The 25,212-nt window shown below is 38.4% G+C and carries 25 protein-coding genes and 1 pseudogene; 17 read left to right on the forward strand and 9 right to left on the reverse strand.

Translation table 11 applies throughout. From position 1 onward, the window contains the following. Positions 1 to 7: 7 nt before the first annotated feature. From F564_RS18500 to F564_RS19790, 7 genes are all read left to right on the forward strand, one after another. Complete coding sequence (locus F564_RS18500) at positions 8 to 757, forward strand: energy transducer TonB (protein WP_051259522.1); 750 nt, start codon at positions 8 to 10, stop codon at positions 755 to 757. Positions 758 to 885: 128 nt separating this feature from the next. Next, positions 886 to 2,322: a tRNA (N6-isopentenyl adenosine(37)-C2)-methylthiotransferase MiaB gene (miaB, locus tag F564_RS0101295; protein WP_028121005.1), complete on the forward strand. Its 1,437-nt coding sequence runs from the start codon at positions 886 to 888 to the stop codon at positions 2,320 to 2,322. Between the two features lie 47 nt (positions 2,323 to 2,369). Next, positions 2,370 to 2,879, forward strand: a complete 510-nt coding sequence (locus tag F564_RS0101300) for a hypothetical protein (protein ID WP_028121006.1) — start codon at positions 2,370 to 2,372, stop codon at positions 2,877 to 2,879. Continuing rightward, positions 2,851 to 3,648, forward strand: a complete 798-nt coding sequence (locus F564_RS0101305) for a tetratricopeptide repeat protein (RefSeq protein ID WP_028121007.1) — start codon at positions 2,851 to 2,853, stop codon at positions 3,646 to 3,648. Before F564_RS0101300 ends, F564_RS0101305 begins: the two co-directional genes overlap by 29 nt. Before the next feature lie 44 nt (positions 3,649 to 3,692). Beyond that, positions 3,693 to 5,000 (forward strand): sigma-54 interaction domain-containing protein, encoded by a 1,308-nt coding sequence (locus F564_RS0101310; protein ID WP_028121008.1) that lies wholly within the window; start codon positions 3,693 to 3,695, stop codon positions 4,998 to 5,000. Continuing rightward, a complete protein-coding gene (lptE, locus tag F564_RS0101315) occupies positions 4,997 to 5,554 on the forward strand; it encodes an LPS assembly lipoprotein LptE (RefSeq protein WP_394330622.1) in 558 nt (185 codons plus the stop codon). Before F564_RS0101310 ends, lptE begins: the two co-directional genes overlap by 4 nt. A gap of 46 nt (positions 5,555 to 5,600) precedes the next feature. Continuing rightward, positions 5,601 to 7,349: a hypothetical protein gene (locus F564_RS19790; RefSeq protein ID WP_051259523.1), complete on the forward strand. Its 1,749-nt coding sequence runs from the start codon at positions 5,601 to 5,603 to the stop codon at positions 7,347 to 7,349. A gap of 35 nt (positions 7,350 to 7,384) precedes the next feature. Here the strand turns inward: F564_RS19790 and F564_RS0101325 are convergent, their stop codons facing one another. Next, positions 7,385 to 8,209 carry a GLPGLI family protein gene (locus F564_RS0101325; protein WP_028121010.1) on the reverse strand — a complete coding sequence of 275 codons (825 nt, stop codon included), beginning with the start codon at positions 8,207 to 8,209 and terminating at the stop codon, positions 7,385 to 7,387. Positions 8,210 to 8,213: 4 nt separating this feature from the next. Further along, a complete protein-coding gene (locus F564_RS0101330; protein WP_028121011.1) occupies positions 8,214 to 9,149 on the reverse strand; it encodes a GLPGLI family protein in 936 nt (311 codons plus the stop codon). Positions 9,150 to 9,379: 230 nt separating this feature from the next. Between F564_RS0101330 and F564_RS0101335 the strand changes: the two genes are divergently transcribed. From F564_RS0101335 to F564_RS20495, 7 genes and pseudogenes are all read left to right on the forward strand, one after another. Beyond that, the gene (locus F564_RS0101335; protein WP_028121012.1) at positions 9,380 to 9,709 is read left to right on the forward strand and encodes a HesB/IscA family protein; all 330 of its coding nucleotides are present in this window, start codon (positions 9,380 to 9,382) and stop codon (positions 9,707 to 9,709) included. Between the two features lie 34 nt (positions 9,710 to 9,743). Beyond that, positions 9,744 to 10,118: pseudogene (locus F564_RS21180) on the forward strand (four helix bundle protein). Positions 10,119 to 10,155: 37 nt separating this feature from the next. Continuing rightward, the gene (gene sufB, locus F564_RS0101345) at positions 10,156 to 11,604 is read left to right on the forward strand and encodes a Fe-S cluster assembly protein SufB (RefSeq protein ID WP_028121013.1); all 1,449 of its coding nucleotides are present in this window, start codon (positions 10,156 to 10,158) and stop codon (positions 11,602 to 11,604) included. Positions 11,605 to 11,649: 45 nt separating this feature from the next. Then, positions 11,650 to 12,393: a Fe-S cluster assembly ATPase SufC gene (gene sufC, locus F564_RS0101350; protein ID WP_028121014.1), complete on the forward strand. Its 744-nt coding sequence runs from the start codon at positions 11,650 to 11,652 to the stop codon at positions 12,391 to 12,393. 39 nt (positions 12,394 to 12,432) lie between these two features. Further along, positions 12,433 to 13,740, forward strand: a complete 1,308-nt coding sequence (gene sufD, locus F564_RS0101355; protein ID WP_028121015.1) for a Fe-S cluster assembly protein SufD — start codon at positions 12,433 to 12,435, stop codon at positions 13,738 to 13,740. Positions 13,741 to 14,004: 264 nt separating this feature from the next. After that, positions 14,005 to 14,526 carry a hypothetical protein gene (locus tag F564_RS0101365; protein ID WP_028121017.1) on the forward strand — a complete coding sequence of 174 codons (522 nt, stop codon included), beginning with the start codon at positions 14,005 to 14,007 and terminating at the stop codon, positions 14,524 to 14,526. Positions 14,527 to 14,563: 37 nt separating this feature from the next. Beyond that, positions 14,564 to 14,716 carry a hypothetical protein gene (locus tag F564_RS20495; RefSeq protein WP_154656775.1) on the forward strand — a complete coding sequence of 51 codons (153 nt, stop codon included), beginning with the start codon at positions 14,564 to 14,566 and terminating at the stop codon, positions 14,714 to 14,716. Between the two features lie 99 nt (positions 14,717 to 14,815). On the opposite strand, the gene F564_RS0101375 is transcribed toward F564_RS20495, so the two are convergent. From F564_RS0101375 to F564_RS0101385, 3 genes are all read right to left on the reverse strand, one after another. Continuing rightward, the gene (locus F564_RS0101375; protein ID WP_028121018.1) at positions 14,816 to 16,654 is read right to left on the reverse strand and encodes an ABC transporter ATP-binding protein; all 1,839 of its coding nucleotides are present in this window, start codon (positions 16,652 to 16,654) and stop codon (positions 14,816 to 14,818) included. A gap of 55 nt (positions 16,655 to 16,709) precedes the next feature. After that, positions 16,710 to 17,636: a M28 family peptidase gene (locus F564_RS0101380; protein WP_028121019.1), complete on the reverse strand. Its 927-nt coding sequence runs from the start codon at positions 17,634 to 17,636 to the stop codon at positions 16,710 to 16,712. A gap of 133 nt (positions 17,637 to 17,769) precedes the next feature. Further along, complete coding sequence (locus F564_RS0101385) at positions 17,770 to 18,159, reverse strand: DUF4293 family protein (protein WP_028121020.1); 390 nt, start codon at positions 18,157 to 18,159, stop codon at positions 17,770 to 17,772. A 173-nt stretch (positions 18,160 to 18,332) separates the two neighbouring features. Between F564_RS0101385 and rho the strand changes: the two genes are divergently transcribed. After that, positions 18,333 to 20,111 (forward strand): transcription termination factor Rho, encoded by a 1,779-nt coding sequence (rho, locus tag F564_RS0101390; RefSeq protein ID WP_028121021.1) that lies wholly within the window; start codon positions 18,333 to 18,335, stop codon positions 20,109 to 20,111. A gap of 124 nt (positions 20,112 to 20,235) precedes the next feature. Here the strand turns inward: rho and F564_RS0101395 are convergent, their stop codons facing one another. From F564_RS0101395 to F564_RS0101400, 3 genes are all read right to left on the reverse strand, one after another. After that, positions 20,236 to 20,529: a GNAT family N-acetyltransferase gene (locus tag F564_RS0101395; protein ID WP_028121022.1), complete on the reverse strand. Its 294-nt coding sequence runs from the start codon at positions 20,527 to 20,529 to the stop codon at positions 20,236 to 20,238. Positions 20,530 to 20,601: 72 nt separating this feature from the next. Further along, positions 20,602 to 20,742, reverse strand: a complete 141-nt coding sequence (locus tag F564_RS20500) for a hypothetical protein (RefSeq protein ID WP_154656776.1) — start codon at positions 20,740 to 20,742, stop codon at positions 20,602 to 20,604. Then, the gene (locus F564_RS0101400) at positions 20,739 to 21,950 is read right to left on the reverse strand and encodes a type IX secretion system plug protein (RefSeq protein WP_028121023.1); all 1,212 of its coding nucleotides are present in this window, start codon (positions 21,948 to 21,950) and stop codon (positions 20,739 to 20,741) included. The genes F564_RS20500 and F564_RS0101400 overlap by 4 nt, the downstream gene beginning before the upstream one ends. Before the next feature lie 46 nt (positions 21,951 to 21,996). Between F564_RS0101400 and F564_RS0101405 the strand changes: the two genes are divergently transcribed. Together F564_RS0101405 and F564_RS0101410 are read left to right on the forward strand one after the other, a co-directional pair. Next, positions 21,997 to 22,635, forward strand: coding sequence for an MBL fold metallo-hydrolase (locus F564_RS0101405; RefSeq protein ID WP_028121024.1), 639 nt, complete (start codon positions 21,997 to 21,999; stop codon positions 22,633 to 22,635). 11 nt (positions 22,636 to 22,646) lie between these two features. Continuing rightward, on the forward strand, positions 22,647 to 23,399 hold the full coding sequence (locus tag F564_RS0101410) for a hypothetical protein (RefSeq protein WP_028121025.1): 753 nt from the start codon (positions 22,647 to 22,649) through the stop codon (positions 23,397 to 23,399). Between the two features lie 37 nt (positions 23,400 to 23,436). Here F564_RS0101410 and recJ read toward each other — a convergent pair whose 3' ends face one another. After that, positions 23,437 to 25,149, reverse strand: coding sequence for a single-stranded-DNA-specific exonuclease RecJ (gene recJ / locus F564_RS0101415; protein WP_028121026.1), 1,713 nt, complete (start codon positions 25,147 to 25,149; stop codon positions 23,437 to 23,439). Between the last annotated feature and the right edge of the window lie 63 nt (positions 25,150 to 25,212).

Raw genomic sequence — 25,212 nt, forward strand, 5'->3', positions numbered from 1 at the left:
TATATATTTGGCTGATTACATTTTTATTGTATTAAAAAATCTGTTAATGAAAACTAGCTGGCTATTTTGTTTGATCACTGCATTCTGTAATGCGCAGTTTTACTACTTTCCAAAAGATCAATCTCCCTATGTTGGCGGAGTAGAAAACTACTATAAAGATTTTCATAGAATACTTATTGATAAGGGACTTCAACCCTGCGAAAATAAAGATGAAATGTACAATTTGAGAGTTTTGATCTACCCGGATTCTACAATAAAATTTGTAAAAGATTCTGACGAAAATGATGTACAAGAAAATAAATGCGCTTCTGACCTCGCAAAAGAAGTTGCCAAATATCAATCTGGATGGAATCCCGCCAAGATTAAGGGGGAGAAAATAGCTGCCGTCACTAGCTTTCTTATTTACCCAGATGAACTTTTCGAGAATTTTAAAGAACATTATGATCCTTATGAGACGATGGTTGGCGCAAGTTATGAAGGAGTTGGCGTTAGTAAATTTCGGGAAAAAGTTTCAAAGAGCATTGATTTATCTAATTTTTCTTGGACAGGTCAGTTTAGTCTTGTAGTGAGATTTGTTGTGGAAAAAGACGGTACTGTAACTGATGTAGAAATGGAGCAATCCTCTGGTGTGAAAAATTTTGATGAAATGATTATCAAATCCATCAAAAAAATAAAAAATAAATGGACTCCCGGAAAGATGCACAATAAGCCTGTAAAAACCAACATGCGACTTCCGCTCAGTTTTACAATGAATTAATTCTGCCATTCTGTCACAATATTTTGTATCTTTGCAAACTCATTAGTTCAAGGTTTTTTAATTTTTAAGTTCAAAGTTTTTCACTCGGAACTTAGAACTCGAAACCAAGAACTTAAAACCGATTTTACGTGCAGGAAAAATATATAGACGAAACCAAACAAGGCGAAGCTTTTGCCATCGCAGAAAAACCTGGGAATGGTAAAAAACTCTTTCTCGAAAGCTACGGATGTCAAATGAATTTCTCAGATTCTGAAATCGTCGCATCCATACTTAATGAGCAGGGTTACAACACTACTTTGAAAGTAGAAGAAGCAGATTTGATTCTTCTAAATACTTGTTCTATCCGTGAAAAAGCTGAGCAGACCGTGAGAATGCGTCTGGCGCAATTCAAAAATCTTAAAAAAGAACGTCCCAATATGACCGTGGGCGTTCTAGGCTGTATGGCAGAAAGATTGAAAACCAAATTCTTAGACGAAGAACAACTCGTGGATCTGGTAGTAGGTCCGGATGCGTACAGAGATCTCCCAAACCTCCTCAAAGAAACCGAAGATGGGAGAGATGCGATCAACGTCATTCTCTCAAAAGAAGAGACATATGCAGACATCAATCCCGTTCGTTTGGGTGGAAATGGTGTGACTGCTTTCGTGACGATCACCCGTGGTTGCGATAATATGTGTACTTTCTGTGTAGTTCCTTTTACGAGAGGTCGTGAGAGAAGTCGTGATCCTCATTCAATCATCGAGGAATGTAAAAATTTGTGGGAAAATGGCTACAAAGAAATTACGTTATTAGGTCAAAATGTAGACTCGTATCTTTGGTACGGTGGCGGTCCTAAAAAAGATTTTGCAAAAGCTTCTGAAATGCAAAAATTAACAGCCACGAATTTTTCTCAGTTGCTTGATATGGTAGCGGTAGCGGTTCCGGAAATGAGAATCAGATTCTCAACTTCTAATCCCCATGAAATGACGGAAGAAGTTTTTAAAATGATTGCAAAACACGATAATATTTGCAATTACGTACATCTTCCCGTTCAAAGTGGAAGCGACAGAATTCTTCAGTTGATGAACCGTCAACACACGCGTCAGGAATATTTAGATTTAATTAAAAAAGGAAAAGAAATAGTTCCAGATATTTCATTTTCACAAGATATGATTATCGGGTTTTGCACAGAAACCGAAGAAGATCATCAACTCACAATGAGCCTTATGCGAGAAGTGGAGTACGATTATGGCTATATGTTTTCCTACTCTGAAAGACCGGGAACGCCCGCTCACAAAAAGATGGAAGACGATATTCCTGCCGATGTAAAACAGCGTCGTCTTGCCGAAGTAATTGCTTTACAAGGCGAACTTTCCCGAAAAAGAATGCAAGGTTACGTTGGTAGAGTTCATGAAATTTTGATTGAAGGAATTTCAAAGAAAAACAAAAACCAATGGAAAGGAAGAAATTCCCAAAACGCAGTTTGCGTATTTGATATGAAGGAAGGCCAGAAATTGGGAGACATAGTGTCTGTTTTCGTCCACGGCAATACACAGGGAACGCTTTTGGGGGAAACGGTTTTGTAAATTCGCAAACATAGAATTTTCGTTTTAATTGGGGTTGAAAAACATCTATGAAAAACATTTTTTTTTACATATTATTTCTTTTACCGATCCTTTTCAGCTGTCAGTCTGAGAAAACCGTCACTGTGTATCCAAATCAAGTTGGAGATGTTATATTTGATAAGAACACAGACGATCCAAATTTCAAAAGATGTATGGACAAAGATTATGGGATTCAGTATTATAATGATGAAAAAGGCTTTGGATATACAGGAGAAAAGATTGAAATTGTTGAAGCATTAGAAAAACTTAAATTATCCTGTTCAAAAAGTACAAACGGCTATGTTACCATTAGATTTGTGGTCAACTGCGAAGGGAAAGCGGGATTGTTCCGTATCCTGCAGATGAACGAAAATTATCAGCAGAAAAATTTTGACCAACAGTTCGTGGAAAAACTTTTGAATTTTACAAAATCTTTGAAAGGCTGGTTACCAAAAGAAATCCAAGGACACCATTTAGATTATTATCAATATTTAACCTATAAAATTACCGATGGAAAGGTTTCAGAAATATTACCTTAGCTTAATTTTCTTTGCGGTTTATTCTCAAATTTCCGCTCAGGTCAATTGCAGTATTTATACGGATGAAAATTGCAAAAAAGCTTGTGAGATTTCTAATCAGGCTGGTGATGCGCAAGGCTATGCTTTTTCGCAAATGGCATTTGATACGGCAATCGAAATTTGCCCGAATTACGATGATGCCTACACCGAAAAGTCTGTTCCGTATCTCAAAAGAGGCGATTTCATCACTTGGAAAAAGCTAATTGATAAGGCTGTAGAAATTAATCCTAAAGATCATTTGGATTACAGAGGCTGGTGCAAATTTCAATTTTTAAGAGATTACAAAGGCGCCATTCAGGATTTTGATTTGCTTGAAAAATACAGACCAGAAAATATCGGCTATTCCAAAAACGGAGATTATCATTTGTATGTTGCAAAAGCGCTCTGTCATAGTGCTTTAGGTCAAAAAGATAAAGCAATCCAGATTTTGGAAAATCTTTACAAGACTAAAGATTATCATTTTGGGCTTTACGATTATTATCAATCGGGCGTGACGTATTTCGAAACTGGGAAATATGACAAAGCCTTAGGAAACTTTGAGAAACAAAGCAAAGTTTATGATTTTGCTGAAAATATATATTTTAGAAGCAAAGTTTCTAAGATCAGAAATAAAGATTATTTGGATTTGAAAAGTCTTGCCATCAAAACATACGATGACGGCAAAACGATGAAAGATGGCTACACGCATCATTTCAACAAAGTTTACAGAAAGCAGATTGCTGAACTGTAAATTTCAAAACATTAATACTTTAAACAAAAAACATTGAACAGACAATGGCAGACTTACAATCCATAAAAGCACGCTTCGGAATTATTGGGAATTTTCCCGCACTTAACCGCGCTTTGGAAAAGGCAATCCAGGTAGCACCAACAGATATTTCAGTTTTAGTAATGGGAGAAAGTGGTGTCGGGAAAGAGTTTATCCCGAAAATCATCCACGGCGAATCCAGAAGAAAACACCAGCCTTACATCGTCGTCAACTGCGGCGCCATCCCGGAAGGTACCATTGATTCTGAATTATTCGGACACGAAAAAGGCGCATTTACCGGTGCAACGGCCACCAGAAAAGGCTATTTTGAAGTCGCAGATGGCGGAACTATTTTCCTGGATGAGGTGGGCGAGTTGCCACTGCAGACGCAGGTACGTCTGCTGAGAGTTTTGGAAAGTGGAGAGTTTATGAAAGTAGGTTCTTCTCAGGTTCAGAAAACGAATGTGAGAATTGTGGCAGCCACCAACGTCAATATGATGAAAGCCATCAATGACAATCGTTTTCGTGAGGATCTTTATTACCGTTTGAATACCGTTCAGATCGATATGCCGGCGCTTCGCGAGAGAAAAGGTGATATTCATTTGTTATTCAGGAAGTTTGCAATCGATTTTGCTGAAAAATACAGGATGCCTGAGCTGAAATTGACGGACGATGCAGTTTCTTATTTGGAAAATTATGTATTTCCTGGAAATGTTCGCCAGCTCAGAAATTTGGTAGAGCAGATGACCGTTGTAGAGCAAAACCGCGAAGTGAATTCGACCAAGTTGGCAGAGTATATTCCGATAAATGCCAATCTTCCTGCAGTTATTGCTAAAGCAAATGGAGCTGGGACTACCGGAGATTTCGGTTCGGAAAGAGATATTATGTACAAAATCCTTTTCGATATGCGGAATGACATTAATGATTTAAAATCCTTAACTTCGGAACTCATAAAAAATAAAGGAAATTCTGACCTCAGCCTTCAGGAAAAAAATCTGATCAACAGGATTTATACCCCGGAAACACAACAGGGAACGAGTCCTAATTCGCTGCTGTATTTTGAAGATAATCGGAGTCAGCAGAATGATCAAAGCAATCAGATCCACCATCCAACGATTGTTTCTGAGAATGAGGAACACCATTACAATGATGTGGAAGATATAGAAATAGAAGAGAGCAGGCCAGAGTCGCTTTCACTGCAGAATAATGAAAAAGATTTGATTATCAAGGCTTTGGATAAGCATAAAGGAAGGCGAAACAAAGCAGCAGATGAGTTGGGGATTTCCCAAAGAACGCTCTACAGAAAAATTAAACAGTATAATCTAGAAGAATGATGCTTAAAAGTCAGCAATCGCAAGTCAACTATCAAAAGAGAACGGTGTTCTTTTCTCTTTTCTGCTTATGCTTGATGCTCTCCAGTTGTTACAGCTTCACGGGATCATCTCTGAGCCCGGAAATGAAAACGGTAAAGATCAATACGTTTCCGAATAATGCGGCCAACAATCTCCCGAGTTTGAGTCAGGAATTTACAGTGGCTTTGCAAAACCGTTTCCTGCAAAGAACGACACTGAAAGGTGCTGTTGATAATCCGGATCTTTTGATAGAAGGGGAAATCAGTGATTACAACATTACACCAACCAGTGTAGGAACGCCAACAACTACAAACACAGGCAATACAATCCAGGCTTTGCAAAATAAACTAACCATCACAATCAAAGTACATTACGAAAACAAAATAGATCCCACTTTGAGCTTCGACAGGACGTACAGTGATGAAGCTGTTTTTAACAGTGATCTGGACCTCAATACAATTGAAACGGCACAAGTCAAAATTGTAAATGAGAGAATCATCAATAAAATATATAACGACATTGTCGCCAACTGGTAAATATATGAATACTAGAGTTTTAGAATTAATAAAGAATCCAAAAACAATGACCGAATCAGATCTGAAGATCCTGGAGTCGGAATCAGAAAAAATGCCTTATGCACAAAGTATCCGTGCACTTTATCTTTTCGGGATCAATCTTTATAAAACTGAAAATTATAAAGAAAATCTTTCTAAAACTGCAGCTTATACTACAGATAAAAAGATACTTTACCAATTCATCAATTTTCAGAAAAATACGCAGAAAGATGAACCGCAAGTTCAAGAAATGGGGCGTGAGATTGCTGTAAGTCCGCCTGGGAACGACTTAACAACAGCAGAAGATATCATAGAGAAAACAGAAGAACATTCACCGGAAATTAAGGACGCGTCAGTTGTTCTTAATAAATTTGATGTTGATCAAATTATACAATCAGAAAATCAGGGAAATCCAGAGTTTATTCTTGTGGAAGGAGAAAAGAACCGTTTGCTCTACGAAGGGGAAGAAAATTTTCTAGAAGAAAAAGCACAAGAGATAGACTTTGAAGCAACCAAGGAATCAGGTGTCATCACTGTGAAAGATGATTTGGAGATTAAAGAAAACCTGATCATCAATGATGAAAACCGTTCAGAAGAAACGATTTCTGAAAAAACAGAAGTAGCAGAGGTTTTGGAAATTCCTAAAGAAAAAGAGGTAGAGACTCAAAGCAGAACACAGATTCTGGATGAGGATTCTTCCGGGAATATCAGTTTCAATGGTATCGAAGAATTTCTGCCTCAAGTCAAATTCTCTGTTCCGAAAAATCATTTGGATTATCTGAATCCACCTAAAAAAGAGCTTAAGAAAGAAGAAATCCCGCAAGAAGAAAAACCGATTTCCAAACCAAACTATCAAGAGCCTGTATTTGTGGAAATCTCTGAAGATAAAATTGATAAAAGCCAGATCAGCTTTGGAGACACGCAGTCTTTCGACGTTGTGGAATCTGCACAAACAGTAGAAACCGAAAACCAGTCTATTCACGAAATAGCTGATGACAGAACAAAAGAGCAAATTGGTTTTGAAAATAAGCCTCATGGTGAAGCCTCAAAACCAGAAGAAGCGGTTATTGAAACCACAAGTTTGGAACCGGAAAGTGTTAAAATAGAAGCAGTTACAGAAGTGCCTGTTGCTGCCTGGAAACCAATGTCGTTCTCTGCCAATACGCCAGATGCTTTGATTGGCAAAACCGCAGAAAAAGAACAGCCAAAATCAGAAATTATTCCCGAGGAAGAGACGCCAAAACCTGAAGAGAAGAAGGAGATCGTCCTTGTCGAACTTGCAATTACGGAAGAAAAACCTCAGGCCAGTGAAGCGGAAAGACCAGTACTGAATGTTTCATTCTTCGGAAATCAGGTGTCCAAGATTACAGATCAGAAAGAAATTCCTCCGATTCTTGAAAAACCAAAAGACGAAGAGCTGATGGATAGTAATGTGGGAATATTCATCAACACTTGGCAAAGCTGGCTGAAGATCGACAGACCAAAAACTGCGGAATCTGCCGAGAAAACAACCGTGGTCAAAGAAAAAATCATCGATCAATTCATAGAGAAAAACCCTAAGATCTCTCAACTGAAAGATGAGGTCAACTTTGTGGTGAAGGAGAAAAAAGATGACATTTCGCACCTCATGACAGAGACTTTGGCAAAGTTGTATGTTGAGCAGAAACTGTATTCCAAAGCCATCAAAGCTTACGAAATACTCATTGAAAAACATCCGCAGAAAAAGGATTATTTCAAGGATAAAATTGAAGAAGTCAAGGAAATAAGAAAATCATAAAAAAACCGCCTCAAAATAATAATGAGGCGGTTTTTTTATTTTCTTTCGATAGGATTGTTCTTGCTTTTGATTTCGGTTTCCATTCTTTTTTGGATCGCCTGCATTTGTTTGGGGTCCATTGCTGGTCGGTTTCCACCACCGGACATGCTCATTGGTGCAGCAATGCCTCCACTTGGAGAATTAGAGAAGCTGATTGGATCTTTCTGGTAGTTGCTTTCCATGGCTGTATATTTTGCTTTTGGAATAGTGATGTACTGGCCTCTGGTCTGTGGCTGTTGCACTTCTGCGATCTTTTTGGTCTGCATCAGATCAAATGAATAATCACCCTCCGAGTCCTGAACTTTTACAATCAATCCAGGCAAACCTCCGAATTTGTACGGCCCGTCTTGCAAAGGAACTTCTTGTGTAAACCAAGCATACCAAGTTCTTCCACCAAATTTGGTTTCTGCTTTCTGTGTTTGGTAATCACCAATTTTTACGGTTTCTGGTAAGATATTCCATTCAAAGACTGGCGTTTCTAAATAAGAATAATTATCTCTTCCGATTCTGGATTTGTATACCAAACTTTGATTGACCAGATCTTTCTCGATTGTAAATTGCAGATTGCTTCTCAGATTTTCCATTTGACTACGGTCAAAATTTTTCGTCGCACGCATTCTTTCCATTACAGAATCTCGCTTCATCGCATTCTCCGCATAGAAATAAGATTTTTTCCCGTCCGTATCCAGATAGGCTAACTCTGTTTTTTTTTCCATATTTGTAGAATCCGGCGTCAACGTTGCCTGGTAGATAAAACGTGTGCTTTGTTGAGCCATCGCAAGTGGCATGGCAAGCAGACTCAATATTTTTAAAAGTTTCATGGGGTTAGTATTTATTACTTAATTCTATTGGGTTTGTATTCCCGAAGTTCATAACGCCTCCAGTGTTTCCAGAAGTGCTTCCTTGCGGATTTTCCAGGGGCATATTGGGTGGTCCTCCCATTCCGCCAGCCTGTTGATCTTGACCTCCGAATCCGTTGTTCATTCCATTTCTTTGGTTCATGCGGTTGAAGCTGTCAAAGTTGATCTCGGGATCTTTATTTTTTACCATTTCCATTCTCACAGATGCTTTGTCTCCTTGGAAATTGATTCTTGTGGATTTTCTGGCATCAGATTTTATGGTTTCCGAATAGGCTTTTTCTATATTGATTTTTTTTACAAAACTAAATCTGTAATCGCCTTTGTCATCTTCTAATTTTAAAATTAATCCCGGAAGTCCGAGAAATTTATAAGGGCCATCAGAAGTCTTAATCTCTGGCGCAAACCAAGCAGTCCAAATCCTGCCACCGAAAGGCATCGTTGCCTTTTGAATTTTATAGTGATTAAACTCAGCAACCTGTGCAGCAATGTCCCAGATCATTTTGCGGTCTTCCGGATAGTAAACCTGTTTGGACCCTATGCTTTCCACAAAATTCACAGATTTGTCATCCCGGTTTTTGGTGATGAAATAATCGAAGAAGGTGGGTTGGATAGATTTGCCATTGGGTAGTTTTGGAAACTCTGATTTGTCTTTTTTAGATTTTTTAACTTCAGTAATTCCCTGTTGTCTCAGAACAGCGGTCAAAGAGTCTCTCAGCAATTTGCTTTCGCTGATGAACAAGGATTGGTTCCCTTTGATATCCAAAAACGTATTCTCAACTTTCATATTCACCAGATTGATGGTGTCCGGATTCACTTCCGTATGATAGACGTAACGTTCCGTCTGGCTCAGAACTTTTCCGAAAAAGGAAATCATCACCATCAAAATAAGTAGCTTCTTCATAGTTTATAACTGATTCTTTGATTAACAAAATCAAGCAAAGTTAATTATAAGAAATTTGAGAATTAATAATTGTTCCTTTTTTTGACAACAATTTAACATTAACAAACTGTTTTTCATTACCAAAGCAATCTGCGCGGATGTCATAAAATCATCAAAATAGATGTCATCGATTTGAGATTGCGGAAATTAGTTCGTACTTTTGTGGACTCAAATCATTCTAAATAAAAATAATGATACAAGTTAGCGATCAGGCAAAATCCAAAGCGGCTCAGCTAATGACCGAAGAAGGTTTTAACCCTGAAACAGATTATATAAGAGTAGGCGTAAAATCTGGCGGATGTTCCGGTCTGGAGTACGTTCTCAAGTTTGATAATATAAAAAATGAAACAGACACAATCTTCGAAGATAACGGCGTTAGAGTCATTATTGAGAAGAAATCCATCCTTTATCTTGCCGGTACAATGCTGGAATATTCTGGCGGATTGAATGGGAAAGGTTTTATTTTTAACAATCCAAATGCTGCAAGAACTTGTGGCTGTGGAGAGAGTTTCTCTTTGTAATTAAAAGATTAAGTTATTAGGAGATTTAGCAATTATGACTGCTTCATTTGAAAATTTTCCAGTTTACAAGAAAACTATTTCATTTACAGTTAAAATTTTTAAACTTCTTGAAAATGAAAAGCTTAATAAAGAAATTTCACTTAAAGACCCATTAAAAAGAGTTGCTTTATCAATATAAAATAATATTGCAGAAGGCTCAGAATATGGCAGTAACAGACAATTCATAAGATTTCTTTGGATAGCAAAAGGAAGTTGTGCCGAAGTAAGAAATATGTTATTTGTTTTATATAGTTTAGAAAAAATAGATGAACAAACTTTTAATGCTACAAACGAAGAATGTTTAGAAATAACAAAAGAAGTTTATCATTTCATAAAATATTTGGAAAAGAACAATTTAGGAAAAAAGTAATTTCTAAATCTCTTAATTTCTAAATTTTTAATTAATTATGGCAAAATATACAGAGGACGATTTAAGGGAAGACCTTAAAACTAAAGAATATGAGGCGGGCTTTTATACTGATATCCAGTATGATGATTTCCCGACTGGACTGAGTGAAGACATCGTGCGCGCTATTTCTGCAAAGAAAGAAGAGCCGGAATGGATGACGGAATGGCGTTTGGAATCTTTCCGAATCTGGCAGAAAATGACAGAACCGGATTGGGCCAATATCAATTACGAAAAACCAGATTTCCAAGCGATCAAATATTACGCGGCTCCCACAGTGAAGCCCGAGTTAGCAAGTTTGGATGAAGTGGATCCTGAGCTTTTGGCCACTTTTGCAAAATTAGGAATCAACATAGAAGAGCAGAAAAGATTGGCAAACGTTGCGGTGGATATCGTGATAGATTCTGTGTCTGTGAAAACAACCTTCCAGGCAACTTTGTTGGAGAAAGGTGTGATCTTCTGCTCTATTTCAGAAGCGATTAAGAATCATCCGGATTTGGTTAAAAAATATCTTGGGAAAGTAGTTCCAAGAGGTGATAACTTCTACGCTGCGCTTAACTCCGCAGTTTTCTCGGACGGAAGTTTCTGCTACATCCCAAAAGGCGTAAGATGCCCAATGGAATTATCAACCTATTTCCGTATCAATCAGTCAGGAACAGGACAGTTCGAAAGAACTTTGGTGATTGCAGATGCGGGAAGTTATGTTTCATATCTGGAAGGTTGTACCGCGCCATCGAGAGACGAAAATCAGCTGCACGCCGCAGTTGTGGAATTGATTGCAATGGATGATGCTGAGATCAAATATTCTACTGTTCAGAACTGGTATCCGGGAAATGCGGAAGGAAAAGGTGGTGTTTTCAATTTTGTGACCAAAAGAGGACTTTGTGAAAACAGAGCCAAAATCTCTTGGACGCAAGTGGAAACAGGGTCTGCAGTAACTTGGAAATATCCATCTTGTATCTTGAAAGGTGATCACTCAATCGGAGAATTTTACTCCATTGCAGTAACCAACAATCACCAATATGCTGACACGGGAACCAAGATGATTCACATCGGTAAGAATTCGAGATCAACAATTATTTCTAAAGGAATCTCTGCTGGTAAATCTCAAAACTCGTACAGAGGTTTGGTAAAAGTAATGCCTTCTGCAAAAGGAGCGCGTAACTTTTCCCAGTGTGATTCATTGTTGATGGGTAACGAATGTGGCGCACACACGTTCCCTTACATCGAGATCAAAGATCCTACAGCACAATTGGAACACGAGGCGACGACTTCCAAAATCGGAGAAGATCAGATCTTCTATTGCAACCAAAGAGGAATCGATACAGAAAGAGCAATTGCATTGATTGTGAACGGCTTCAGTAAAGAAGTTTTGAACAAGCTTCCTATGGAATTTGCAATTGAAGCTCAGAAATTACTGGAGATTTCACTCGAAGGCTCCGTAGGATAAAAGAATAAAGAAACTATACATAATATTTGCATTAAACAATATACAATGCTTCAAATCAAAAACTTACACGCCAAAATTGAAGATGGCGCAGAAATATTAAAAGGAATCAATCTTGAGATCAAACCAGGCGAGGTTCACGCAATTATGGGACCTAATGGTGCCGGAAAATCTACGCTTTCTTCTGTGATTGCAGGGAAAGAAGATTACGAAGTGACAGAAGGTAGCATCCTTTTCGAAGGCTACGATATCGCTGAAGATGCGCCAGAAGAAAGAGCGCACAAAGGGATTTTCCTTTCGTTCCAATATCCGGTAGAGATTCCCGGCGTTTCTGTTACCAACTTCATCAAAGCGGCGCTTAATGAGACCAGAAAAGCAAACGGACTGGAAGATATGGGCGCAAAAGAAATGCTTGGTCTGATCCGCGAAAAATCTGAGCAACTAGGCATTAAAAAAGATTTCCTTTCCAGATCACTTAACGAAGGTTTTTCCGGAGGTGAGAAAAAAAGAAATGAGATCTTCCAAATGATGATGCTGAATCCAAAATTAGCCATCCTAGATGAGACAGATTCTGGTTTGGATATCGATGCTTTGAGAATCGTTGCTGATGGTGTCAACAAGTTCAAGAATGAAGGCAATGCGGTTCTTTTGATCACGCATTACCAAAGACTTCTGAATTATATCGAGCCAGATTTCGTACACGTTTTGGCAGACGGAAAAATTATTAAAACAGGAGATAAATCTCTAGCACTGGAATTGGAAGAAAAAGGCTACGATTGGCTTTTAAACTAAAAACAAATCTTCTAACAGATGCAAAATCAAACCATTACAATGGCTTTATTTGAACAGACAATACATCAACATTCTGATTTTTTAGGAACCCTTCACCACCATTTTTTGGATGAAGAGAGAAAAAATGCACTTCAGGCTTTTGCCGGAAAAGGTTTTCCAACCAAAAAAGACGAAGAATACAAATACACCAACCTGAAAGAGATCACGGAGAAAAACTACAACTTTTTCCCGAAAGAAGAGCACCACATCTCGAGAGAGCAGTTGGATGCACTTCATCTTGGGGAGGAAAACTTTGACAGAATTGTTTTCATCAATGGGAAACTTCACAAAGAATTTTCTAAGATCTCCATCGGAAATGCAGAGTTCCTATCATTCAATTACGCGTTGAATGATCCCGCTCACAGAGAGGTTTTTGATCAATATTTCAACACCATCGCTAACCAAGATTTGGCGTTCACTAACCTGAATTCCGCTTACTGCAAATTCGGATTCTTCTTGAGAGTTCCGAAAAATGTAGTGATTGAGAAACCGATTCATGTTTTCTATCTTTCTCAAAATCAGGAAGAAAACACCTTTTACAACACAAGGAATCTCTTGATCGTAGAAGAAGGTGCCAAAGTGGAAATCATAGAAAGTCATCACAATCTGGACGAATCTTTTGTACTAACCAACTCTGTGACAGAGATATTCACGTATCAAAATGCAAAAACCGATTGGCACAAATTGCAGAATGACAACGACACCTCTTACCTCGTAGACCACACGTTTGCGAAACAGGAAAGAGACAGTTTGACGACCGTGAACACCTTCACTTTCGGAGGGAAATTGGTTCGTAACAATCTGGATTTCATTCACAACGGTGAGAATATCAATTCGTTTATGAACGGCATCACGATCATCGGAAAAGACCAATTGGTAGATCACCACACGGCCGTTCATCACAACACGCCCAACTGCGAATCTTACCAGAACTACAAAGGCATCTACAAAGACAAATCGCACGGTGTTTTCAATGGGAAAGTGTTTGTGAATAAGATCGCGCAGAAAACCAATGCTTATCAGCAAAACAATAATATCCTGTTGGACGAAGGCGCAAGCATCGATACCAAACCACAGTTGGAGATTTTCGCAGACGATGTCAAATGTTCCCACGGATGTACCGTTGGACAGCTGAATGAGGATGCCATGTTCTACCTGAGAGCGAGAGGGATTTCCAAGAAAGAAGCCAGAGCATTGTTGCTTTACGCTTTCGCCAACGACGCCATGCAAAACATCGATATCGAGCCACTGAAAGTCAAAGTCTCCAAACTCCTTGCAGAAAAGCTGGAGGTAAGTATGGAATTCTAAAGCTTCAACATAAACAATTTAAATCCCGGAATTTTCTGGGATTTTTTATTTTTGGGCGCCTTTATCCGCCGTAGTTTATCCTGAGCTTGTCGAAGGGTTCCCGCTTTTTTGTCATTGCGAAAGACGAGACACAAACCATAGACCATTTCTACACTCGCAATGCCAAAAAGAGCTCCACTCAAGTCGGGGCGCGGTGACGACATATTTTGAACATTTGTCTTTAAGTTGTAAATTTGATCATATTAAAATCTACAAAAAACCCAAATGAACTACGAAAAACTACAATTCAACCTCAACGCTTACAAAGAAACTGGCGAAATCCTAGACGGCGCGAAATTCCTCATTCACCAATTCGATTTGGACGACGATAACTTTGCCGGATTTGGTTTCCGAGAAGAATTAGAAAAAACATCAATCCTCTTAACAGCGAATGGAGAACTCGGAGAACTGCAACACGTGATGATTCCCAAAAACCTCTTCGATTTTGATCTCACTTTGGTTCTCAATATGCTGGCTCACGAGATGCTTCACGTACGTCAAAAATCCCCCAAAATGATGATTGCCGATAAGAATGAACGAGAATGGCAAGCTTACTACGAAATGCTCTTCCATACCAATTTTCCGCAGATCCCGACGCTTTCTGATTACTACATCAAATTCTTCGGAGAAAAAGCTTTGGTCTATTATTCCAGAATGGGTGAGGGAAGTGAACTTCAGTTAAAGTATGCGGGACAAAAATCAGAAGTTGAAAAGCTCTTGGAAAATCTAATTAACAAAGAAAAATAAAATGACAAAACCGGAAATTATCGGGCCGGATTTTTAGATGATAGACAGCCGTGCTGGGACCATCATTTCTGCTACACCTTTTGAGAAAGCCAGAAATCCGTCTTATCAGCTGCTGGAGAGTGCTTTTGGAGATTTGGGTATAGATCATCTGCTGCTCAGATTGCAAGCTTGTACTAAAAAGAAGAATTGATGAGGAAAACAAATGATGGCGGTCGTCAACTTCTCCAAAGAAACAGATCTCCCATGTTTTCAAACTTGCCAGTGAAATGGATTGGAAGTAGGATAGCTTCTAATCAAAATTCTGCAACTCGACCAGCTTTCTGTAAGTGCCGTTTTTTTCCATCAATTCCTGATGGGAACCTTGCTCTATGATGTCGCCTTTTTCCATCACCACGATGTGATCTGCTTTTTGAATTGTGGACAATCTGTGTGCGATGATCAATGATGTTCTGTTTTCCATCATTTTTTCCAAAGCTTCCTGAACGTATCTTTCGGATTCTGTATCCAGGGCAGAAGTTGCCTCATCCAAAATCATAATCGGTGGATTTTTCAGCACTGCTCTTGCGATAGAAACGCGTTGTTTCTGTCCGCCGGAAAGTTTGTTTCCATCATCACCAATGTTCGTGTAATAACCGTCTTGGAGCTGAGAGATAAACTCGTGAGCATTGGCAACTTTTGCAGCTTCTATCACCTGCGCTTCGGTGGCGTCAGGATTTCCCATCAGGATATTGTTGTAAACCGAATCATTGAAAAGAACAGATTCCTGCGTTACCATTCCCAAAAGCTGGCGGTAATCTGTCAGTTTTAGATTTTTGATGTTATGACCGTCTATGAGGATCTCGCCTTCCGAAACATCGTAGAATCTAGCTAATAAGTTGGCAATCGTGGTTTTTCCACTTCCGGATTGTCCTACCAAAGCGACAGTTTTTCCTTTTGGTAAAGTGATGGAAACATTTTTAAGAATCAGATTGGACTTCTCATAATAGAAACCAATATTTTTGAACTCTATTTTATCTTTAAGTTCAGAAATAGATGTTGGATTCGGGATTTCTTCTACTTTAAGATCATAATCCAGAACTTCTGAGACTCTCTCCAGACTCGCCATTCCGCCCTGTATTGCAGAAATTGCATTGGATAATCGTTTTGCCGGATCCAAAACCTGAAAGAAAACACCAATAAAAGCTAAAAATGTTGCAGGGTCCTTGTTGGTTCCGTTGATAATTTCAGTTCCGGCATAGTAAGTAATAATCAGCATTGTAATAGATCCAAGAAACTCACTCATTGGAGAAGCCAGTTCCCGTCTTCGGCTCATAGAAATGGCGTGATGCTGCCATTGACTTGTCGTTTTATTGAATCTGTTTTTTAGGATTTTATCAGCATTAAAAATTTTAATCACTTTCGAAGATTTTAAGGTTTCATCAACCAGAGAAAAAAGATTTCCCAGTTCTTCCTGAGCAAATCTTGCCTGTTTTTTCAGACTTTTTCCTACCCAAGAGATGATCCAACCCATAATCGGGAAGACAATTAATGAGAATAAAGTCAGTTTTGGGGATAAAAGAAATAATGCTGTAAGGGATGAGATAATCATAAACGGCGAATTCACGATATCTACCAATGAACCCATAATGCCGCCTTCTACTGCGCCTATGTCATTGGAAATCCGTGACATCATATCGCCTTTCCTTTGTTCCGTAAAAAAGGAAACAGGTAGCTTCAGAAATTTATCATACATCAAAGTACGAAGATCTCTTGTAATTCCCACACGGTAATTCACCAATAAATAAGAACCGAGATATCTGAAAATATTTCTAAGTAAAAACGCAACCGCAGTAATAGAACAGAGAACGGCTAAAACCTTGATACCTCCGTGCTCGTCCATATTAACCTGAATCGTGTAATATGCCCAATCTTTGAGGTAACCAAAATAATCTGCAATTCTACCACTCCAAACCGGAACTTTTGACGTGTCTACTTTTTCCACAGTTCCAAACATCACAGATAGAATAGGCAGTAAAGTTCCAATAGAAGCAATCTGGAGAAGAGAATACAAAATATTAAAAAACATACTGCCCCACAAAAATCTTTGATGCGGTCTGGCAATACTGATGATACGTTGAAATGGTTTCATTCAAAAAAATTGAATTGCAAAATTACGGAAAATAAATAGTTCTTTGAGAAGACGTTTAGAAATCGAAATTTACTTTACTATTGTAGTTTGGATGGAAGTTTTTGGTGTTCAGTTTCTCAATTGTTTTTGCGAAATTGTTGATAATATTAGTTAGGTTTTCCGCATCTACGATTTTTATATCGTCATTCACAGCGTGATAATGCGTCGCTTTGTTCATATCAACTGTTGAGATTGAATGGGCGATGATTTTCCTTTTAACGAAATTCACATTGTCCGAGCGGTAAAACAATTGCTGACCTTGATATGGATCTGGATAAACTTTCAAACCATTTACGGCATTTGTATTAATTAATTCATCAAAATCAGAAAACTCATCTCCAGTCATGAAAACTGCATTTTTGCCAAACTGAGATTCTGTTGCCAGCATTTCGAAATTGAAAAGAGCCGAGATGTTATTGAAAACAGGATCTAAGTCTTTGTTTTCTGACAAAGCTTTGGAGCCGATAAGGCCAATTTCTTCTGCATTGAAAGCCATGAAAACCATTGAGTAATCTGTCTTTTTATCTTTGAAATAATCTGCAAGACCTATCACTGCGGAGATTCCGCTTGCGTCGTCATCTGCGCCGTTGTAGACGTTGTCGCCAGATTTATTATTAGTTCCGATGTGATCAAAATGCCCTGAGAAAGCCAAGCTTTTTTCAGAATTTCCTTTCTTGATACCGCAAACGTTGAAGCCTTTCTGTTCTTTGTATTCAAACGGGACAAGATAAGAGTTGCCAAAGCAATAATCCAGATTATTTTTTTTGAATTCCGATGCGATGTATTCGGCAGCTTTATCATTTTCCGGTGTTCCGAATTTTCTGCCCTTCATCTCGTCAGAGGCCAAAGTAGAAATAATTTGTACAACCCTTTCTTGAGGGATTTCTTGAGCAAATGAAAATATTGATTGAGTAATAAAAAGAATAAGGCTTAATTTTTTCATAGTGGCTGATTAATTGATGATAGATAGGTCATTCATTATTCGGATTTGTTACCATTGACTTTAATAATCACAAGTAAAAAAAAACAGCCTCCAAAAAAGGAAGCTGTTCTTACTCAAAAAAATCGTCGTAAGCTTATCGAAGTCTGTCTACAGATTTTACGAGCCTCTCATCTTTTTTGATGTACACATTTGCCAGAAGCAAACATACAATCGCAATCACTGAGAAAACCGGCTCAATACCCTTCTCAGGAAAAGAGATTCCTCCGGGTAAGTTTTGTAGCCAATAAATCAAAAAACCAACCAACAAAGCGTTTATAAACAGGCTGATGTTGTTCAGCAAAATTTGTCTTTTTCGGTTTTTGAAACTGAAAATACTTAGCAATCCTAATAATATCAATAAGATAGTAGAAATATTAATGAGCATGTTTCCGCCCAATATATCAAAATCCTGAGCTGTAAGATTCAGGAACAAAGCGCCTAAAACAGCTAAAAATATCCAGATTGTTTGTATTCTTTGTAACATTCTTTTTAATCAATTCCTTTTTTAAAAGGGAATAAATGGTCTGCAAAAATAAAATAATTTTTGCGTAATTCAAAAATTAATGTAGATTTGCATTGTAATCACCTATTAAAAATGATAATCGCCTGATTTTCATTCTTACTTTTACAAAATAAATTTACTTTTTTACGCATTATATGTTTAATATTGAAACGCTAAAGTCAAAATCCGAAGAGGAATTGACCAAACTTTCTAAAGATTTAGGCGTCAATTTGGCAAAGAAAAGCTCTCCGGAAGACACTGTTTTCGCCATTCTGGATTATCAGGCTTCTAACCCAAAAATCATTAAAGATTATCTAAACGCCAATCAGGAAAATATGAATAAAAACACAGAAGACAATTCTGAGGAAAAAGCTGCTCCTGCTAAAAAACGAGGCAGGAAACCTGCAGTAAAACCGAAGCCAGAAGCAGAGGTTTCTACAACAGAGGTTGTCCTAGTAGAAACGCCTGTGGCTGCAGAAGCTCCGGTTGTGGAAGAGGAAGTCAAAAAGACAAATCCTCCCAAGAAAAAACAACCAAGAGCAAGAGTTGCACCAACCGAAAACAAGGAAGATGTTCTAAATGATGCACCTTCGGAGGCTACTCAGCCTACAGAAGTTGCTCCACAAATTGACGACAAAGCGGAGGAAGCAAAGCCTCAACAAAGAGCGCCACAACAGCAGAATAACCGTCAGCAACAGCAAAAGACCAACAACAACAGAGGTCAGCAAAAAACACAAAATCCCAATTCTCCCCAACACAACAATCAAAAAGAACCATCCGAAAACCCACAGGACAATTCCCCAAAGAAAGAATTCAACTTTGATGGATTGATCACCATAGAAGGTGTTTTGGAAATACTTCCGGACAATTACGGATTCCTTCGTTCTTCAGATTTCAGTTATATCTCTTCTCCGGATGACGTTTACGTTTCTACGAATCAGATCAGAAATTATGGTTTGAAGACAGGAGATACTGTAAAAGGATTTGTAAGATTACCAAAAGAAGGCGAGAAATATTTCTCTCTTTTGAAACCTACCGAAGTGAACGGACGTGATCTTGCATTTATCAAGGACCGTGTTGCTTTTGAATACCTGACACCACTTTTTCCTCAGGAGAAATTTAATCTGGCAGGGAGAGGTTCTACACTTTCTACAAGAATCGTTGATTTGTTTGCGCCAATTGGAAAAGGACAGAGAGCAATGATCGTGGCACAGCCAAAAACAGGTAAGACTATTTTACTGAAAGATATCGCCAACGCTATTTCTGCCAATCATCCGGAAGCTTATATGATGGTTCTTCTTATCGACGAACGTCCAGAGGAAGTGACTGATATGCAGAGAAGTGTGAACGCAGAAGTGATTGCCTCTACCTTTGATGAAGCGGCAGACAAACACGTGAAAGTTGCAAATTTGGTTCTTTCAAAAGCGCAAAGAATGGTAGAATGTGGACACGACGTGGTGATCCTTTTAGATTCTATCACACGTTTGGCCAGAGCTTATAACACCGTCACGCCAGCTTCCGGAAAAATACTTTCTGGTGGTGTGGATGCCAATGCCCTTCACAAGCCAAAACGTTTCTTTGGAGCTGCAAGAAAAATTGAGAACGGCGGATCGCTTACCATCATTGCAACGGCACTGATCGATACGGGTTCCAAAATGGACGAGGTGATCTTCGAAGAGTTCAAAGGAACTGGGAATATGGAATTGCAATTGGACAGAAAGATTGCTAACAAAAGGATTTATCCAGCAGTTGATTTGGTGTCATCCAGCACAAGAAGAGATGACCTTCTTCTGGACGAGGCGACGATGCAGCGTATGTGGATTATGAGAAAATATCTGGCCGATATGAATCCAATGGAAGCCATGGAATTTGTACAGAAGCAAATGAAAGCGACATTGAACAACGAAGAGTTCCTGATGTCTATGAACAGGTAGAATTGAACAATGTAAAAAGGATATTGTATTTAATAATAAAAAATTCCGAATCAGACTTGATTCGGAATTTTTTATTGATGTATTGATTGTAAATGATGCTTATTAGCTCATCCGTCTTACGGTGTTAAGATACAAACACATCCTCAACATCCTGTTTTCTGCTGAGAACAGCGTGTGCGTAAGAGCAATGCGCTTTTATTGTCCAGCCATTTTTTCTGGCAAATTCTACAGATTTTTCGACTAATTTTTTTCCAAGACCTTGCCCTTCGAATTTTGGAAAAACCATCACGTAGCTGACAATTAATTTTTTAAGTTCCGGAACAATGGTGTATGTGAGTCTTCCGACATCTTCGGTTTCATTTTTCAGGGTGATGTAACCGCCGTTTCCGGATTTGTTATTTTCAAAGCGAAGTTCCATAAGCGTCTATTTTAAAATAATGAATAGCGAAAAATATTCCAAATAAGATCAAAACCAACAATCATCTTCAAATTATTTTATTTTCAAAGTATTAGAAGATGATTGCAATCGCAAAAGTGAGAAATGAGCATCAACTCCACCTATGACTTCAATCAGCCAATGAAGATGGTATTTGATTTTTCCTTGATAGGCGTTCATTGGGTTCAATATCATCTGATAGGCGTTCGGAACTCTCCGTAACCAATGAGTCCATCGAAGTTTCTGCCAAATGGTGTGTAATACAAAAAGGCCTGATACAGGTTTTCTGTCTGCCAAAAGTTCCCGTTGACCTCGCCATAATTCAGTTTCCCGTCCGTACCTTTTGTGGCGATGATGTAACTGTAAAACCCTTGTTTCAGATAGATCTTTGCGAGGTATTTTTGTGCTTTTTCGTCGTATTGCATTTGGCTTTTGGCGTCAGCTTTATAATCATTGAACAGTCCCAGAACATAGAATTCCTTGTCAGATTTTTGACTGTCTAGCGCAAAATAAACCCAGGAATAGTCGCCTTCTTTGTCTGCATCTCTTTCGATTCCAAGATCATTTCTTCTGTAGTAATAAGCGCCATTCACGTCGGGCTGGTATTGATAATCGCCTGGATAAGCCCACACTGGATGAAGGTAAGTATAGTTCTTACCATCAATGTTTTCTGTATTTGCGACCATATCCAAAGCCTGATTCATGACTTTGTTATCAAAATAATAGAACTCATTATTCCCCGGAAAAGCCAAACCTAACTGCTGAAAAAGAAGCTGGTTTCCCAAAGTAGAACTTGGCCGGATATGATTAAGGGCAATTCCCCAATTGTTATTCTGAATGACACTCAGTGATAAAGAGGACAAATTGTTCGTAATGCCGGAGCCGTTGCCTGTTGCCATGATTTCCAGTCTTTGTTTCGCATTCGGATTTTTGGCATCAATGAATCTGGTGACATTGATGCCGATATTGGCGCCGTCTTCATAGATCGAGAATCTCTTTTTGAATAATGGTTTGTCCTGAGAATCTTTGTACACGATGATCTCGTAATTTCCTGAGATTTTTGGCTGGATTTTCTCGTTCGGGAAGGTCAATTCGTAATGCGTATATTTTTGATAGGTATTGAATGAATATTGGAATTGATCGATCAGCGCATTCATACTACCGTTCGCATATTCTGTGAAGAACAATCCGTCTTCTTCCCAGTTTCTGTTGTAATGTTTGTAGGTGTAGCGGTAGATCTGGCTGGAGTTGGAAAGATCATCAAATCTTAAGATCAACTGTTGACCTTGTGCAATGACAGGTGTTTCGTCATTGGTCTTTGGATTGAAAACCTGAATGCTTTTGATCTCCTGCGCAAAAGAAAATGCACTTAAAAAAAGAAAAATTAGTCTAAATACCTTCATCTTGCTAAGTTAATGTTTTATATTTTTACAGATAAAATTAAATAAAATGTTACACGTAGAATCTTTCACTTTCAACCCATTTTCTGAAAATACCTATGTTATTTATAACGATGAAAAGTCGGCTTTTCTTATAGATCCAGGTAATATGCCCGATGAAGAAACCAAAGTTCTGGCTGATTTTATAAAATCTAATGACCTGAAAATACAAAATATTCTTTTGACGCACGCGCATATCGATCACGTGATCGGTCTGCAATGGGCTTATGACGAGTTTCAAGTTCCTGTTTTGATCCATCTTAACGAAATGGAAATTTTGGAAAAAGCACCTTTTACGGCAAAGAATTACGGTTTCTTCTTTCCGGCTTTCAAAGGTGAAATCCGAAACATCAAAGAAGGCGATGAATTGGTATTGGGTTCTAACATTATGCGTGTTTTCGATGTTCCTGGACATTCCCCGGGAAGTGTGGCTTTTTTTAATGAGGACAATGATTTTGTGATTTCCGGAGACGCGCTGTTTATGATGAGCATTGGCAGAACAGATCTTTACAAAGGCGATTACGACCAATTGATCACCAGTATCAAAACCAAATTACTCTCGCTTCCGGAATCTACGAAAGTTTTCAGCGGACACGGAGAATCTACGACGATCGGTTTTGAAAAAGCACATAATTCTTTTTTGAAGTAAAATTTAAAACGATGACATATAGAATTCTTATTCTTTTATTATTAATATTCAATCTTTCGTTTGCTCAAAATGATTTGGACAAAAGCGAGATTGAAAATATTCAAAAACTGATCAAATTATGTCAAACTAAGAATGTCGATGGGATTTCTAAGATCATCAGTTATCCTTTGAATAGAGAATATCCAATTCCTGTAGTTAAAAATGAAGCGGAGTTAAAGAAAAGATTCAATCAGATTTTTGATAAGAAGATTATTGATCTAATTTCAAATTCTAAAATTGATCAATGGTCAAAAGTGGGTTATAGGGGAATTATGTTTGACGATGGAAATCTATGGATTGAATCTGATGGGGAAATAAAAGCGCTCAATTATCAAAGTGATTTTGAAATAAGTCAAAAGAAAAGTCTGATTAATAATGATAGGGAGAAGTTGTTTTCATCTTTGAAAGTTTTTAAATCTCCGACTTACAAAATCAAAACTAAAAGTTACCTGATCAGAATTGATGAATTGAATAATGGAAAATACCGTTATGCTTCTTGGAAAATCGGAAAATCAGAAGCTGCAAAACCAGATTTAATTCTAACAAACGGAGAACTTAAGTTCGATGGAAGTGGTGGCAATCACACCATCATTTTCAAAAAAGGCGAATATGTTTATGCAATTTACCGTGGAATCATCGGAGAAAAAGATGCGGCGGAAATTTCTTTGACTGTAGAACAAGAAGGGCAAATGATTTTACAGCAAGACGGCCAATTAATAGAATAAAAAAACGCTTCCGAATTGGGAGCGTTTGATTGATGTTTTAATCTCGGAAATTCACATCTCTGATGTTAAGGAAGTGAGAAACGTTCCCTTTCCAATGGTTTTCTTCTATGGTGAATGCCAAATCGAAAGTTTTAGTTTTGAAGTCTTCGGCAAACTGTCCAAATCGGAATCCGACACATTCTATATTTCTCCCTGTTGTCGGCTGGGAAATATTAAATTTGAGATGCGTGCTTTCTTTCCCCATCAATCGGACGTAACCACTGACTTTCACATTTTTGAGAACCAAAATAGGTTTCATATTTTGCGGGCCAAAAGGCGCTAGTTTTCTGTGGAAATTGATAAATTCTCTGTTTAAGTCTTCAGGATTGACCACACTGTCCACGTAAATTGTTGGTTCTTTCTGGTGTTCCTGGATGTTGTTTTTGACGTAGTCTTCGAATCTGATTTTAAATGCCTCAAACTTGTCTTTCTCCATAGAAAGTCCTGCCGCAGCCTGATGTCCACCAAATTTCATAAAAAGGTCGGCGCAATGTTCCAAAGCTTTGTGGATGTCAAAATCCGAAACAGATCTGGCAGATGCTACCATCTCCCCGTTATTTCCTTCGGTAAAAACCAAAGTCGGTTTAAAGTAATTTTCGATCAGCCGGGACGCAACAATTCCAATCACGCCTTTGTTCCAGCTTGGATCATAAACAATGGTGGAATAACGCGCTGTTTGCTGTAGTTCCAAGGCTTGGCTCATTGCAGACTGCGTGATGTTGATGTCCATCTCGCGGCGTTCGTCATTCAGGTTGATGATGTCTTCCACGATTTGCTGAGCCTGTTTTAGGTTGTCGGAAATCATCAGTTCAACCGATGCCTTGGCATGTGAAATCCTTCCTGCTGCATTGATTTTCGGAGCGATATCAAAGACGATATTTGAAATTTCGAAATGCGCGAGTTTCTCTTCCGGAATTAGTAATCTCAATCCAAATTTCCTTGTTTTTCTTAGAAATTTGAGACCTTGCATCGCCAACACCCTATTTTCACCGGTCATTGCAACAATGTCAGAAGCGATACTGATGGCCAGCAAATCCGTCAATTCAAACAGTTCACTTTCCGGAATTTTATAGATCGTATTAAGACCTTGGCAAAGTTTGAAACCAACGCCACAACCACTCAATTCCTTGTAAGGGTATCGGCAGTCTTTTCTTTTAGGATCCAGAACAGCAATCGCTTTCGGAAGTTCGTCTCCTGGTAAATGGTGGTCACAGATGATGAAATCCACACCTACAGAATTGGCATAATCTATTTTGTCAACAGATTTGATCCCGCAATCCAGAGCAATAATCAATGAAAATCCGTTGTCTCGTGCGAAGTCAATGCCTTCATCAGAAATACCATAGCCTTCTACGTTTCTGTCCGGGATGTAAAAGTCTAGGTATTTTTTGTCAACTATTTTGCTGAGGTACAGGTACATCAATGCAACAGATGTAGTGCCGTCTACGTCATAATCGCCGTAAACTAATATTTTCTCACCATTTTCTATGGACGTTGCAATGCGTTCTACCGCCTTTTGCATATCGGCCATCAGAAAAGGATTGTGAATGTCTGTACCGTTTGGTTTGAAGAATTCTCGGGCTTTCTGATAATTATCGATGCCGCGCATGACCAGGATTTTGGATTCTAAAGTTCCAAAGCCAATAGAGGAAATTAATCCATCAACAATGTCTTCGTCCGGCTCGGTTTTATAGATCCATTTTTGACTCATAGCTACAAAAGTAATGAAAAATTTATCGATAAGAAATTAAAACAGCTGCCAATTTGATTGATA

This window comes from Epilithonimonas tenax DSM 16811, assembly GCF_000428485.1.
Classification (GTDB): Bacteria; Bacteroidota; Bacteroidia; order Flavobacteriales; family Weeksellaceae; genus Epilithonimonas; species Epilithonimonas tenax.